This window comes from Streptosporangium sp. CA-115845 (assembly GCF_050943795.1).
GTDB lineage: Bacteria > Actinomycetota > Actinomycetes > Streptosporangiales > Streptosporangiaceae > Streptosporangium.
In genome coordinates, this window is record NZ_CP191988.1 from 2,508,011 (window position 1) to 2,521,447 (window position 13,437).

Below are 13,437 nucleotides of genomic sequence, written 5' to 3' on the forward strand. Positions count from 1 at the left end.
CCTTTGTAACCGACGTCATGGTTGGTCACGACCGCTTCGGGAAAGTCATCGTTCCTCCCGTCCCGGCGGCACCGCCGCCACCTGTCCGGAGGCGGACCGGGCCGGCTGCTCCGACCTGTCGGGGGGCCGGACTAGACTCGCGGCGTGGCAGGCCGGATCAGTGACGAGGACATCGCGCTCGTACGGGAGCGCTCACCGATCGCCGACATCGTGGGCGAGCACATCCAGCTCCGCAACGCGGGCGGCGGCAACCTGAAAGGGCTCTGCCCCTTCCACGAGGAGAAGAGCCCGTCGTTCAACGTGACCCCCACCCGGGGTTACTGGTACTGCTTCGGCTGCGCCGAGGGCGGTGACGTCATCACCTTCGTCCGGCGTCTGGAGCACCTGTCGTTCGGCGAGGCGGTCGAGCGGCTGGCCGGCCGGGCGGGCATCCAGCTCCGCTACGAGCAGGGCGGATACGTCCCGGGACGCGAGCAGGGCGAGCGCACCCGCCTGATCGAGGCCCATCGGGCGGCGGCCGAGTTCTACGCCTCGAAGCTGTCCGCGCCCGACGCCGCGATCGGGCGCAGGTTCCTGTCGGAGCGCGGGTTCGAGCGGGTCGACGCCGAGCGTTTCGGCGTCGGGTACGCCCCGGCCGAGTGGGAGGCGCTCTCGCGGCATCTGATGGCCAGAGGGTTCACCAGCGCGGAACTGATCAAGGGAGGGCTGGCCAAGGAGGGGCGGCGCGGCCCGATCGACCGCTTCCGGGGACGGCTGGTCTGGCCCATTCGCGATATAACCGGCGATGTCATTGGTTTCGGTGCGCGGAAGTTGAACGACGCCGAAGACGGGCCGAAGTACTTGAACACCCCGGAAAGCCCGCTCTACAAGAAGAGTGAGGTTCTCTACGGTGTCGACCTGGCCAAACGCGAGATCTCCAAGCGCTCTCAGGCCGTGATCGTCGAAGGCTACACCGATGTGATGGCCTGCCACCTGTCGGGCGTGCCGACGGCGGTGGCCACCTGCGGCACCGCGTTCGGCGAGGAGCACATCAAGGTGCTCCGGCGGCTGCTGCTCGACCACACGGGCTCCCAGGGCGAGGTGGTCTTCACCTTCGACGGTGACTCCGCCGGGCAGAAGGCGGCGCTGCGCGCCTTCGCCGACGAGCAGAAGTTCGCCACCCAGACCTTCGTGGCGGTGCAGGCGGACGGGCTCGACCCGTGTGACCTGCGCATCAGGCACGGCGAGGCGGCCGTGCGCGACCTGATCGCCGGCCGGGAGCCACTGTTCGCCTTCGCCATTCGCAGCGTGATCTCCCGCTACGACGCGAGCACCAACGAGGGGCGGCTCGCCGGACTCGACGCCGCGGCACCCATCGTGGCCCGGATCAAGGATCAGGGGCTGCGCAAGCTGTACGCGGTGAGCCTGGACCGCTGGCTCGGTTTCAACGACGAGAGCTTCGTGCTGGACCGGATCATGGAGGTGTCCCTGCGGGCACAGCCGGGCCCCCGTCAGAAGGCCAGGCCGAGGAAGGTCGCGGACCTGACCGATCCCACCGTCAGGACCGAGGCCGAGGTTCTCAAACTGGCGGTGCAGCGTCCCGCGCTGCTCGGCCCGGAGTTCGACGTGATGGGCGGGGAGGCGTTCACCCTGCCCGAGCATCTCGCCCTCTACAAGCTCATCGCCGACGCGGGCGGCACGGCGGCGGCCGGAGCCGGTGGGCGAGAGTGGGTGGACCGGTTGCTGAACGGCGTGAGCGACTCCCTGAGAGGGCTCCTGACCCGTTTCGCGGTCGAGGAGATCCGCGCCGACCTGACGAGCGAGGAGCGGTACGCGGCGGGGCTGCTGGTGGCACTCGAACTGATCGCCGTCACCCGCGTGCTCGATCAGCTCAAATCACGCATGGAGCGGACCAATCCCGTCGAGGAGCCAGAGGAGTACAAGCGGCTGTACGCGGAACTGGTCGCGCTTGAGCAGCAGCGGCGCGTGCTGCGGGAACGCGCCGCCGCGAGCTGATCGCGTAATTGGCTTTAATATCCGCGAGGCGATTCCACCAAACCCGAATAAGGTCTCAATTCGATAATGATCGCGGCCTTACCTTCGGTGACAAAAATAGGTCTGCCATTTAGGGGACCCAATACAGCAGACTGTCTTCCGTGGGTGCATCGGTGCTGCCAAGTGGGCCGCCATCGGTAGACCAGGTGGCCGACCTCGTCACGAAGGGAAGGGAGCGCGGAAGCGTCACGGTCGATGACGTGGCCGCCGCTCTCGACAAGTCCGAGCTGCCGTCCGACGCGCTTGAACGCGTCGTCCGCATGCTCGCCGAGCACGGAGTGGAGGTCCTCGAGCCTCAGAGCGATGAGGAACCCGCCCGGTCCGATGAGGAGGATATCGGGAAAAGGGCTCCTACCAGCGATCTCGTCCGGATCTACCTGCGGGAGATCGGTCGGGTGCCCCTGCTCACGGCCGAGGAGGAGGTGGAACTCGCCAAGTCCATCGAGGCGGGCCTGTTCGCCGAGGACAAGCTGACCAGCGTCGTCTCACGCCTGGTCTTCCCGGAGTTCAAGGAGCTCGCCTGGCAGGGCACACGGGCCAAGCAGCGGCTGATCGAGGCCAATCTGCGACTGGTCGTGTCAATCGCCAAAAGATATGTGGGGCGCGGCATGCTGTTCCTGGATCTCATCCAGGAGGGCAACCTCGGGCTCATCCGGGCGGTCGAGAAATTCGACTACACCAAGGGCTACAAGTTCTCCACATATGCCACCTGGTGGATTCGCCAGGCGATCACCAGGGCCATCGCGGACCAGGCGCGCACCATTCGGATTCCGGTGCACATGGTCGAGACGATCAACAAGCTGGTGCGTGTCCAGCGCCAGCTCCACCAGGATCTCGGCCGCGAGCCCGCGCCCGAGGAGATCGCCATGGAGATGGACCTGCCGATCGACAGGGTGATCGAGATCCAGCGGATCGCCCAGGAGCCGGTCTCGCTCCAGTCGCCGATCGGTGAGGAGGACTCCGACCTCGGTGACTTCATCGAGGACGCGGACGCGGTGGTCCCGATGGAGGCTGCGGCCTTCATCATGTTGCAGGACCAGCTCGACGACATCCTCGCGACGCTCTCAGATCGGGAACAGCGCATCATCCAGCTGCGCTTCGGGCTCGCGGACGGCCATCCCCGGACGCTGGAGGAGGTCGGCCGGGAGTTCGGCGTGACGCGCGAGCGCATCCGTCAGATCGAGTCGAAGACCCTCGCCAAGCTACGCCACCCGACGAGGGCGCAGATGCTCCGCGACTACCTCGACTGAGGAGCCGTACGGCGCGGGCCCCGGGAACCGAGGTTCCCGGGGCCCGCGCCGTACGGGGGCCTTTTCCCCGCGTCCGGAAAGGCGGGCTGTTCTCCCGGCCGATACAGGCGCAGACTGGGCGAATGGAGTCGCGAGCGGCGGTCGACGATGCCGCGCTCGGGCGCGAGGCGTGGTCCGTGCTCGACGCGAACTCGACGGGTGCCGCGACCGTGCCCGCGCCGGGCCTCTATCCGCACCAGTGGAACTGGGACTCCACCTTCATCGCGATCGGTCTGGCCCGCTGGGACACCCGCAGGGCCGGGACCGAACTGCTCAGCCTGCTGGCGGGGCAGTGGCACACCGGGATGGTGCCGCACATCGTCTTCCAGCCCGCCCCCGAGGAGGTCTACTTCCCCGGCCCGGCCATCTGGCGCTCGACGGAGCACCGGGCCGCTCCCCACGGCCTGTGTACCTCCGGGCTGACCCAGCCGCCGCTGCAGGCGCTGGCCCTGTGGTGGGTGTGGCGGCACGCGGCCGATCGCGACACGGCCGTGGCCCTCGTCCGGCGGATCTACCCGATGCTGGTCGCCCAGCACGACTACCTCGCCACGTCCAGGGACCTGGGCGGGGGAGGGCTGGCCGCGATCGTGCATCCATGGGAGTCGGGGATGGACGACAGCCCCGTCTGGGACGCCCCGCTGGAGGCGCTGCCCCCGGTCCGTCACCCCTACCGGCGCGAGGAGCCCTCCCAGCGGCATCCCGACAGCCACCACGACCGCTACATGGCGCTGGTCCTGGGCTACCGGGACTCCGGCTACGACCCGGCGTACCTGAGAGACGAGCACCCGTTCGCGGTCGAGGACCCGATGTTCAACGGGATCTGGCTCGCCTCCTGCCAGGCACTCGTCGAGCTGGCGCCGGTGGCCGGAGCGGACGCGGGCCCGCACCGGGAGGCGGTGGAGCGGATCCGTGCCGCGCTGCTGGACCGGCTCTGGGCCGACGGCGTCTTCCGCGCCCGTGACCTGCGCGCGGGGCGGCTCAGTTCCATCCGCACGGTCGGCTCCTTCGGGCCGATGCTCGACGCGGGACTGCCGGCCGACAGGATCGCGGAGCTGGTGGGGACGTTGGAGTCGGCGAGCTTCATGGGAGCCGCGGGGTACCCGGTGCCGAGCTGTGAGATCCGCGCTCCGCAGTTCGACCGGTCCTGCTACTGGCGCGGGCCGTCCTGGGTGAACACCAACTGGCTGCTGCGGCGGGCGGCGGCGGCGCACGGCCTGGTGGGGCTGGTGCGGGTGCTGGGCTCGCAGACCCTGCGCCTCGTACGGCAGGCGGGTTTCCGCGAGTGCTTCGACCCCTTCGACGGCAGCGGACGAGGCAGCCGGGACTTCTCCTGGTCGGCCGCGCTCACCCTCGACCTGCTCGCGGATACCGTGGAGTGTTGAGGTACGGCCATCGCCGGACACGACACCGAACCATGCGGGGCCGCGCCGCGCCTCCGCACGCTGTGAGGATTCAGATGAAGCTCTTCCGTCGCCTGCCCGCCGAGATCCGCGGGACCGTCGATCCCGGTGACCGGGTGCTCACCTATGCCGAGGGCCCGGGCGGTTACGTGATCGCCGCGGACAGGGCACTTTACCTGGGCGGCGAGCGCCTGCCCTGGTTCCAGGTGGACCGCGGCGCCTGGGACGAGGAGGGACTGACCGTCGTCACCACCGACGGGCGGTCGTACCGGGCGCTGCTGCCCGAGCCCGGCCGGATCCCCGAGGCCGTGCGGGAGCGGGTGACCGCCTCGATCGTGGTCAACCACTACGTCCCGCTGGACGCGCGCGGGGGAGTGCGGCTGGTGGCGAGGAGGGCCGACGCCGACCGGTTGGTCTGGGAGTTCGTCTTCGACGCGGGTCTTGACCCGGACGACGCCGGGCTGCGTGCTCTCGCGGAGCAGGCGCTTGAGGAGACCCGCAGGAGCTTCGGCGTCTGAGCCGGGGTTGAGGGTGCCCGGACACGCGAAAGGCCCCTGGAGGGGCCTTTCGCGCCTGCGGGCCGTCCACGGGGCCCGCGGGCGCCGACAGGGCGGCACCGGCAAGATCAGTGGGGCGTGTCGGTCCGCTGGTTCTCCGGCCAGCCGGTGCCCGTGTCGTCGTGCTCGTCGCCGTGCCAGCCGTTCGCCGACTGCAGGAAGGGCAGCCGGTTTCTGGCCGCGTCGCTCACCTTGGTCCTCGCCACGCCGGTGGCCTTGGAGACCTTGGCGCCCATCAGGCCGGCCGCCTCCTGCACGGTGGGGTTGTCGAAGACCCGCTGGGCCATCCTCTTGATCTGCTCGTAACGCTCCCGACCGGCGCGGCTCCCCAGGATGTAGCCGGCCGCGAAGCCCATCCCGAACATCAACCGATAACGCATGTCCACCTCCACAAGCATGTTCCGCCGGTCCCTGTCCTGTGATCACCCGCGGATGGCCGTTCGTCTCGCACCTACCCCGGACTATCGATGCGACACACACCCATGGAGTGCGCTAATCTATTCCTGCGCCGCAAGGAACGGGGGACACCCGGTCCGACCAGCGCAAAGCGCAATCCCGTGTAGCTCAATCGGCAGAGCAGCCGGCTGTTAACCGGCAGGTTATAGGTTCGAGTCCTATCGCGGGAGCCAGTGTCAGAGCCCCGGAAGCCCGGCTTCCGGGGCTTTTGGCGTCTCATGCCCTGGTTTGGTGGCCTGCTCGTGCCCCGATTCAGCGGACAAACCACGGTGAATCACAGAAAATGAGTGAGGCCATGCCCGGTGTCGCCGCGAGCGAGCCGGTGCGCGGTCGCCGCGGACCAACAGTGATCGCAGCGGGGAAGGGCCGCCGCGTTCAGGGCACCACGCCGCCCGGAACGGCAGTCGTGCTCGTGAGCCACAATGGGTGGTTTTTCTGTGCTGACCTGGCGAAGGTCCCGGCGGCGTGCGCCGGATCCGTTCCACGAGGTTCCCAAGGTCCCCGAAGTGCCTCCAGCCGACGTGATGGCGGCGGCCGAGGACTACCTGCGGCTGTTTCACGCGGAGAATCCCGGTGCGGGGGTCCTGCGGGAGCGCCTGCGCGAGGTCCGGCAGGAGATCGTCGACACGGGAACGTACACGCACACCAGCGGTGAGCTGGTCTTTGGCGCCAGGGTGGCCTGGCGCAACAGCGGCAGATGCATCGGGCGGCTGTACTGGCGCTCGCTGCGGGTGCGCGACCGGCGGCATGTCAGCACGGCCGAGGGCGTCGCCGTCGAGTGCGTGAACCACCTGCGGGACGCGGCGCCCGCCCGCCGGATCCGCCCGACGATCACCGTGTTCCCCCAGGACCGGCCGGGGGCGCCGGGACCGCGGATCTGGAACGAGCAGCTCATCCGGTACGCCGGGTACGCGATGGCGGACGGTTCGGTCGTCGGGGACCCCCGCTACGTCGGCTTCACCGCGATGCTGCGCGAGCTGGGCTGGCCCGGCGGCCCCGGAAGCCCTTTCGACGTCCTCCCGCTGGCGATCTCGGTCGGGAACGGGCCGCCGCTGCTGTCCACGATTCCCGGCGACGCCGTGCTGGAGGTCGCGCTCTCGCATCCCCACCACCCGTGGTTCGAGCAGCTGGGGCTGCGCTGGCACGCGGTACCGGTCATCTCGAACATGTGCCTGGAGATCGGCGGCGTCTGCTACCGGGCGGCGCCGTTCAACGGCTGGTACATGGGCACCGAGATCGGCGCCCGCAACCTGGCCGACGCCGACCGCTACGACCTGATGCCGCTGATCGCCCGGCGTCTGGGCCTGAACACCGGCACCGACCGCTCGCTCTGGCGGGACCAGGCGCTGGTGGAGCTGAACCTGGCGGTCCTGCACTCCTTCGAGCGGGCGGGGGTGACGATGACGGACCACCACACCGAGGCCAGGCACTTCCTGATCCATCTGGAGCGCGAGGAGCGGGCAGGACGGGTCTGCCCCGCGGACTGGACCTGGATCGTGCCGCCCATGTCGGCCTCGGCCACGCCGGTCTTCCACCGCTACTACGAGGACAGGCGGCTGTCGCCGAACTTCGTCCACCACGCCGACTCCCTGGAGCGCGCGCTCGGTCACCGGACTGCAACGGGAGGTTAATTCAGGGGAAACGTACCGGCGCTGCACTTGCAGTGACCCACCGAGTGGTGGGGCGCATCTAGGGTTCCGCCGCCGCCGACGCCGGGCGTCACGACCGTGAGGCCGTACGGCGACGGCGCGGGACTGGTCCGAGAGGTGCAGGCGGCCGCGTGGCCGTTCCACGGCGGGACAAAAGCCCGGGAGGCCGGCCGATCCCGGCTGTCCTCCAGCCGGGGTCCGAGCTGATCGGAGCTCCATGCACTGGCACCCGTCCGCTTCCGACCCCGCCCGCCAGGGCCCCTCCGGCGCGGCCACCTCGGGCCCCGACCGGTACGGTCCCGAGGCCCGTTTCGCCGTCGACCGCGAGGCCGAGCTGCCCACCGCCAACTGGGAGCGCGAGGTCGCCTGGGCCCTGGAGGTGGGCCTGCAGGGCGCCGACTCCATCGTCGACCGGCGCATCCCGACCTTCTCCCGCGGAGAGCTGCCGCACTTCGCCGGGATCAACACCTTCCTCAAGGCTCCGTACGTCGAGGACGTGCGGCGTTGTGGCGCGTACGACGTGGCGATCCTGGGCGCGCCGTTCGACGGCGGCACGACCTACCGCTCGGGCACCCGCTTCGGCCCGCAGGGCATCAGGAAGATCTCCGCCCTGTACGGCCCCTACAGCTTCGAGCTGGGGGTGGATCTGCGCGAGTCGATCACGATGGCCGACCTCGGGGACGTGTTCACCATCCCCGGCAACATCGAGAAGACCTTCGACCAGATCTCCAAGGCCGTCTCGCACGTCTACTCCAGCGGGGCGTTCCCGGTCGTGCTGGGAGGCGACCACTCCATCGGTTACCCGACCGTGCGCGGCGTGGCCGAACACCTGTCGGGCAACCTCGGGATCATCCACTTCGACCGGCACGTGGACACCCAGGAGACCGACCTCGACGAGCGTATGCACACCACGCCGTGGTTCCACGCCACCGACATTCCCAACGTGCCGCCGCAGAACCTGGTGCAGATCGGCATCGGCGGGTGGCAGGCGCCCCGACCTGGGGTAAAGGTCGGTCGTGAGCGCGGCACCACGATCATGACGGTCACCGACTGCGTGGAGATGGGCATCGAGGCGGCGGCCGAGCGCGCGCTGGAGGTCGCCTGGAAGGACGCCGAGGCCGTGTGGCTCTCCTTCGACGTCGACTGCCTGGACGCCGCGTTCGTCCCCGGCACCGGCTGGCCGGAACCCGGTGGCTTCCTGCCACGCGAGGTCCTGAAGTTCATCCAGATCATCGCCGACGCGGCGCCGCTGGCCGGGATCGAGGTCGTGGAGTGCTCGCCACCCTACGACAACGCGGAGATCACCTCGCTGATCGCCGCCCGCGTCATCTGCGACACCCTCGGCTGCCTGGTCCGTTCCGGGCATCTGCCCAAGAGGAAGGGAGCCGCGTGATGCTCCGCCGCCTGCTCGTCTCGCTCTGCCTGCTCGCCGCCTGCGCGGCGTGCGCGTCCACCCCGGGTGGGGCCGCCGAGCCGGCCGCGTCCGGCGGGAAGAAGGTTCTCACCCTGGGCTTCTCCGCCTGGCCCGGCTGGTTCCCCTGGCAGGTCGCCCAGGAGAGGGGGCTGTTCGCCAAGAACGGCATCGAGGTCGAGCTGAAGTACTTCGACAGCTACACCGACAGCCTGACCGCGCTGGCCACCGGCAACGTCGACGCCAACAGCCAGACGCTCAACGACACCCTCGCCTCGGTGTCCGGCGGGGCGAAGCAGACGATCGTGCTGGTCAACGACAACTCCACCGGCAACGACCAGATCATCGCCAGGTCCGGCATCGCCACGATGGCCGACCTGAAGGGCAGAACCGTCGCGGCCGAGCAGGGCACCGTCGACCACTACCTGCTGCTGCTCGCGCTGCGGAAGGTGGGACTGACCGAGAAGGACGTCACCTTCAAGCCGCTGCCGACGGACGCCGCCGCGGCGGCCTTCAAGGCGGGCCAGGTGGACGCGGTCGGCGTGTTCGCGCCCTTCACCACCACCGCCCTGGGGCTGCCGGGTTCCACGGCCGTCGCCACCTCCAGGGACTTCCCCGGCGCGATCCCCGACCACCTGGCGGTGGCCACCTCGCTGGTCGCCGAGCGGCCGCAGGAGGTTCAGGCGCTGGTGAAGACCTGGTTCGAGACTCTGGAGTGGATCGCGGCCAACAGGGCGGACGCCACCGCGATCATGGCCAGGCGGGCGGGGGTGAGCGAGGCCGACTACGCGAGCTACGACGCGGGAACCACGATCTTCTCCCTGGACGACAACCTGGCCGCCTTCGAGCCCGGCGACACCGGCGACCACCTCGACCACCAGGCCGCCCTGATCGCGAAGTTCCTCGTCGCGTCGGGCCTGGCCGACACCGAGCCGTCACTGGACGGTCTCTTCGAGCCGAGGTTCGTCAGGAGCCTCAAGCCGTGAGTGCGGGAGTGCCGATATGGAGAGCATGCCGGGCGACCGGTTGCGGCCGGGGCGGGTTCAGCTCGCCCTGCTCGCCACCAGGAAGGTCGCGGCAGTCATGAGCGCGAGGACCGCGGAGCCCGTCGCGCCCCCCGAGGCGGGGCGGCGGGCCTGGGAGCCGCTGCCCCGGCGCGCGGGCCGGCCGGGTCCGGCCTGGAAGCGGAGCTCCGGGATGTCCGCCCGTGCCCGCTGGGGTCTGCGGGCGGCCTCGGTGCTGATCCCGCTCGCCCTCTGGACCGTCGTCGGCATGGCGGAGCTGGTCGATCCGACCTTCCTGCCGTCCCCGCTGGCCGTCGGAGAGGCGTTCGCGGAGATGCTGGGCACCGGCCTGCTGCTCGACGACACCCTCGCCAGCCTCGGCCGGGTCGGGGCCGGGTTCGGGCTGGCGGTGGCGATCTCGGTGCCGGTGGGCGTCGCGATGGGCACCTCGGCCGTGGCGCTGGCCCTGCTGGAACCGGCGGTCGGCCTGCTCCGCTACATGCCGGCCGCCGCGTTCATCCCGCTGCTGATCATCTGGCTGGGTCTCGGCGAGCCGTCCAAGATCGCGATTCTGCTGCTGGGCGTGGTGTTCTTCAACACGCTGATGGTCGCCGACGCCGTACGGCGGGTGCCGGGTGAGCTCGGCCAGGCGGCCGCCACCCTGGGCGCCCGGCGCGGCGAGATCCTCCGGAAGGTGATCTGGCCGTACGCGCTGCCGGCGGTGGTGGACGCGGCGCGGATCAACGCCGCCGCCGCGTGGAACTTCGTGGTGGTGGCCGAGCTGATCGCCGCCGAGTCCGGGCTCGGCTACCGGATCGTCCGGGCCCAGCGGTTCCTGCAGACCGACAAGATCTTCGCGGTGCTCATCGTGATCGGGGCGGTCGGCCTGCTGATCGACGTCGTGCTGCGCGTGCTGCGCGACCGTCTCGGAAGGTGGACGGCATGACCCTCGTGCTGCGCGGTGTGGCCAAGGACTACGGGACCACCCGCGTCCTGGACGGCATCGACCTGTCGATGGAGCCGGGCGAGTTCGTGTGCGTGGTCGGGGCGAGCGGCTCGGGCAAGTCAACGCTGCTGTCGCTGATCGCCGGGCTCTCCCCGGCCAGCGCGGGCTCCATCACACTCGGCGGGGCACCCGTCGTCGGCCCCGGTCCCGAGCGCGGGCTGGTCTTCCAGTCGGGAGCGCTGTTCCCCTTCCTCACCGTCGCGGAGAACGTGGCCTTCGGACTGCGGCTGCTGCCGATCTCCGGGGCCGACCGGGAACGGCGGGTCCGCTGGTATCTCGGCGAGGTCGGGCTGTCGTCCCTGGCGGGCGCGCTGCCCCGGCAGTTGTCCGGCGGGCAGCGCCAGCGGGTGGCGATCGCCAGGGCGCTGGCGTGCGAGCCGGCCGTGCTCCTGCTCGACGAGCCGTTCGGGGCGCTGGACGTGCAGACCAAGGAGGACATGCAGCTCTTCCTGCGCGAGGTGTGGCGCGACACGGGCACGACCGTGCTGATGGTCACCCACGACGTGGAGGAGGCGGTCCTGCTCGCCCAGCGGGTCCTCGTCTTCGCCTGCGGACCCGGCAGGGTCGCCGCCGAGGTCCCGATCGACCTGCCCGCCTACCGGGCCCTCGCCGTCAAGCGGACCTCCCTCTTCCTGGGCCTGCGCGCAGGCGTCGAGGACCTGGTCCGCTCGCACCTGCTGACACCGGGGAGGGAAAAGGTGTAGAACGATATTCTGTAGCTCTCCGGGCGGGGAGCTCTTGTGCGGGAGCGCCCCGAGGGCTTCCGGGAGGGAGAGGCGATGCTCGACCTGGTGCTGCCGTCGATCGAGCGGGGCGTGCTGACGCTGACGTTCAACCGGCCGGACCGGCTCAATGCCTGGACCGACGAGATGGGCCGCCGCTACTTCGACCAGCTGGCCGAGGCGGAGAAGAACCCCGAGGTCCGGGTGATCGTGGTCACCGGGGCGGGAAGGGGCTTCTGCGCCGGGGCGGACTTCCAGATGCTCACCGCCATCCAGGACGGCTCGTACGCGGGGGAGCCCGACCGGCGTCCCACCACCTTCCCGACCACGATCCGCAAGCCGATCATCGCCGCGGTCAACGGCGCCTGCGCCGGGCTCGGCATGGTCCACGCCCTGGTCTGCGACCTGGTCTTCACCGCCGCCGAGGCCAAGTGGACCACCGCCTTCGCCCGGCGCGGCCTGGTCGCCGAGTACGGCCTGTCGTGGATCCTGCCCCGCCTGGCCGGGCAGGCCAGGGCCATGGACCTGCTGCTGTCCGGCCGCACCTTCACCGGTGCCGAGGCCTGCGAGCTGGGTCTGGCCAACCGGGCGGTGCCGGGAGACAGGCTGCTGGAGGAGACCCTGGCCTACGCCCACGAGCTGGCGACGTACAGCTCCCCGGCCTCGATGGCCGTGATCAAACGCCAGGTCTGGGGGGACTGGACCGAGACCCTGGAGCGGTCGGAGGCCGAGGCGGTCCGCCTGATGATCGAATCGTTCGGCCGGCCCGACTTCGCGGAGGGCGTCGCCGGTTTCGTCGAACGCCGAGCCACGGACTTCCCGCCCCTGTCGTAAGGTTCGGTTCCGCAGACCGGGCTTCACTCGTGGGCCCCGCCCGATCCACTCGCCTGGACTGTGCCCGCCATCCGGTACGACGTGGGGCACATGAACGACCTCATGCCTCTCGCCGGTTCTCCAAGCGGTCGACTTCCAAGCCAGATGCAAGTGGCCCGGAGAACACTGAGGAATTCGTGACGTTCAATCGTACGAAGGTCCCCGTCAAGCTTCAGCACACCTTGACCGAATGCGGAGCCGCCTGTCTCGCCATGGTCCTCGCGGCGCACGGGCACCACGCCACCGTCCGCGCGATCGCCGACGAACTGGACAATCGGCTTGCTGGTGGCCACCCGCCGACGCATCACGGGACGCCGACCTCATCCTTGTGATGGACGGGGGGCGCGTCATCGAGGCGGGCAGCCACGAGGAACTCCTGGGAGCTCAGGGGCACTACGCCCGGCTGACGCGTGCGCAGAACGCTCCCATGCCGCAGAACTGACCCCGGTCTGGGGATCGCGGGCTCGTCGCGCGGCGTGACGGTAAGGGTTTTGCCGGCTCTCCGCAGGGGGGCGCCGACGATTCCAACGCGTTCGATGACATCCGCTGTCCGAGTGGCCTAACGCTCACGGAGCGCACACGGGTATGGGTGTCCGATCGGCCCCTCGCTCTGCCGTTCTGTGGAAAGTCTGCGCTGGAACCTCGCGAAAACCACAAGAAGGTCCAAGTGAGGTGCAAGTGGTATTCGCTTTGTTTTGATAAATGCCCAGACAGGAGGGTTTGTGCGTGAGATATGAGTTACGTCTGATTTATGCAAGTAAGGCACAAGTCCGTTGTTGCACAGTGTGCTCGAAGGCAACTCAAGCTCTTCGAAGGGAAGGGTCGTGATGGGTAACGTTTCGCGCACCGTGCTCGCTGACATCGCCATCGCCGGGGCGGAACTGGACGAGAGCCGGCTCCTCGGCATCAGTGGGGGCCAGCGGACGGCGGAGCCTCACTCCTGGACCAGCGCCGACGGCGGATCGGTAATAGACGACATCGTCTGATGAACAGCGGGTGCGGGAGTCCAGACAGGGCTCCCGCACCTGATGTCGTG

13 protein-coding genes and 1 tRNA gene are annotated in these 13,437 nt (G+C 69.7%); 13 read left to right on the forward strand and 1 reads right to left on the reverse strand.

Annotated features, from left to right (window positions below; translation table 11 throughout):
- Nucleotides 1-144: 144 nt before the first annotated feature.
- The 4 genes from dnaG to ACQP0P_RS13635 all read left to right on the forward strand — a co-directional run bounded on the left by dnaG (nucleotide 145) and on the right by ACQP0P_RS13635 (nucleotide 5,241).
- The gene (gene dnaG / locus ACQP0P_RS13620) at nucleotides 145-1,995 is read left to right on the forward strand and encodes a DNA primase (protein WP_433375735.1); all 1,851 of its coding nucleotides are present in this window, start codon (nucleotides 145-147) and stop codon (nucleotides 1,993-1,995) included.
- Nucleotides 1,996-2,180: 185 nt separating this feature from the next.
- Nucleotides 2,181-3,284, forward strand: a complete 1,104-nt coding sequence (rpoD, locus tag ACQP0P_RS13625; protein WP_433375738.1) for an RNA polymerase sigma factor RpoD — start codon at nucleotides 2,181-2,183, stop codon at nucleotides 3,282-3,284.
- Nucleotides 3,285-3,406: 122 nt separating this feature from the next.
- The gene (locus ACQP0P_RS13630) at nucleotides 3,407-4,705 is read left to right on the forward strand and encodes an MGH1-like glycoside hydrolase domain-containing protein (protein ID WP_433375741.1); all 1,299 of its coding nucleotides are present in this window, start codon (nucleotides 3,407-3,409) and stop codon (nucleotides 4,703-4,705) included.
- Between the two features lie 74 nt (nucleotides 4,706-4,779).
- Nucleotides 4,780-5,241: a hypothetical protein gene (locus ACQP0P_RS13635; protein WP_433375743.1), complete on the forward strand. Its 462-nt coding sequence runs from the start codon at nucleotides 4,780-4,782 to the stop codon at nucleotides 5,239-5,241.
- A gap of 107 nt (nucleotides 5,242-5,348) precedes the next feature.
- Here ACQP0P_RS13635 and ACQP0P_RS13640 read toward each other — a convergent pair whose 3' ends face one another.
- Nucleotides 5,349-5,660 carry a YtxH domain-containing protein gene (locus ACQP0P_RS13640; RefSeq protein WP_433375746.1) on the reverse strand — a complete coding sequence of 104 codons (312 nt, stop codon included), beginning with the start codon at nucleotides 5,658-5,660 and terminating at the stop codon, nucleotides 5,349-5,351.
- 173 nt (nucleotides 5,661-5,833) lie between these two features.
- Between ACQP0P_RS13640 and ACQP0P_RS13645 the strand changes: the two genes are divergently transcribed.
- The 9 genes from ACQP0P_RS13645 to ACQP0P_RS13685 all read left to right on the forward strand — a co-directional run bounded on the left by ACQP0P_RS13645 (nucleotide 5,834) and on the right by ACQP0P_RS13685 (nucleotide 13,387).
- A tRNA-Asn gene (locus tag ACQP0P_RS13645) sits at nucleotides 5,834-5,909 on the forward strand.
- Between the two features lie 333 nt (nucleotides 5,910-6,242).
- Complete coding sequence (locus tag ACQP0P_RS13650) at nucleotides 6,243-7,367, forward strand: nitric oxide synthase oxygenase (protein WP_433375748.1); 1,125 nt, start codon at nucleotides 6,243-6,245, stop codon at nucleotides 7,365-7,367.
- A 235-nt stretch (nucleotides 7,368-7,602) separates the two neighbouring features.
- The gene (locus ACQP0P_RS13655; RefSeq protein ID WP_433375751.1) at nucleotides 7,603-8,778 is read left to right on the forward strand and encodes an agmatinase family protein; all 1,176 of its coding nucleotides are present in this window, start codon (nucleotides 7,603-7,605) and stop codon (nucleotides 8,776-8,778) included.
- Nucleotides 8,778-9,782, forward strand: coding sequence for an ABC transporter substrate-binding protein (locus tag ACQP0P_RS13660; protein ID WP_433375754.1), 1,005 nt, complete (start codon nucleotides 8,778-8,780; stop codon nucleotides 9,780-9,782). The genes ACQP0P_RS13655 and ACQP0P_RS13660 overlap by 1 nt, the downstream gene beginning before the upstream one ends.
- A 16-nt stretch (nucleotides 9,783-9,798) precedes the next feature.
- Nucleotides 9,799-10,746 (forward strand): ABC transporter permease, encoded by a 948-nt coding sequence (locus tag ACQP0P_RS13665; RefSeq protein ID WP_433375761.1) that lies wholly within the window; start codon nucleotides 9,799-9,801, stop codon nucleotides 10,744-10,746.
- A complete protein-coding gene (locus ACQP0P_RS13670; protein WP_433375764.1) occupies nucleotides 10,743-11,510 on the forward strand; it encodes an ABC transporter ATP-binding protein in 768 nt (255 codons plus the stop codon). Before ACQP0P_RS13665 ends, ACQP0P_RS13670 begins: the two co-directional genes overlap by 4 nt.
- Nucleotides 11,511-11,546: 36 nt before the next feature.
- A complete protein-coding gene (locus ACQP0P_RS13675) occupies nucleotides 11,547-12,362 on the forward strand; it encodes an enoyl-CoA hydratase-related protein (RefSeq protein WP_433375767.1) in 816 nt (271 codons plus the stop codon).
- Between the two features lie 251 nt (nucleotides 12,363-12,613).
- Nucleotides 12,614-12,733 (forward strand): hypothetical protein, encoded by a 120-nt coding sequence (locus tag ACQP0P_RS13680; RefSeq protein ID WP_433381860.1) that lies wholly within the window; start codon nucleotides 12,614-12,616, stop codon nucleotides 12,731-12,733.
- A gap of 495 nt (nucleotides 12,734-13,228) precedes the next feature.
- Nucleotides 13,229-13,387, forward strand: coding sequence for a hypothetical protein (locus ACQP0P_RS13685; RefSeq protein ID WP_433375770.1), 159 nt, complete (start codon nucleotides 13,229-13,231; stop codon nucleotides 13,385-13,387).
- The last annotated feature ends 50 nt before the right edge of the window (nucleotides 13,388-13,437 follow it).

Bases quoted from the DNA above. Each gene is read 5' to 3' on its own strand.
- ACQP0P_RS13630 (WP_433375741.1), top strand. From the start codon at position 3,407: ATGGAGTCGCGAGCGGCGGTCGACGATGCCGCGCTCGGGCGCGAGGCG.
- ACQP0P_RS13635 (WP_433375743.1), top strand. From the start codon at position 4,780: ATGAAGCTCTTCCGTCGCCTGCCCGCCGAGATCCGCGGGACCGTCGAT.
- ACQP0P_RS13640 (WP_433375746.1), bottom strand. From the start codon at position 5,660: ATGCGTTATCGGTTGATGTTCGGGATGGGCTTCGCGGCCGGCTACATC.
- ACQP0P_RS13655 (WP_433375751.1), top strand. From the start codon at position 7,603: ATGCACTGGCACCCGTCCGCTTCCGACCCCGCCCGCCAGGGCCCCTCC.
- ACQP0P_RS13660 (WP_433375754.1), top strand. From the start codon at position 8,778: ATGCTCCGCCGCCTGCTCGTCTCGCTCTGCCTGCTCGCCGCCTGCGCG.
- ACQP0P_RS13665 (WP_433375761.1), top strand. From the start codon at position 9,799: ATGGAGAGCATGCCGGGCGACCGGTTGCGGCCGGGGCGGGTTCAGCTC.
- ACQP0P_RS13670 (WP_433375764.1), top strand. From the start codon at position 10,743: ATGACCCTCGTGCTGCGCGGTGTGGCCAAGGACTACGGGACCACCCGC.
- ACQP0P_RS13680 (WP_433381860.1), top strand. From the start codon at position 12,614: ATGGTCCTCGCGGCGCACGGGCACCACGCCACCGTCCGCGCGATCGCC.
- ACQP0P_RS13685 (WP_433375770.1), top strand. From the start codon at position 13,229: ATGGGTAACGTTTCGCGCACCGTGCTCGCTGACATCGCCATCGCCGGG.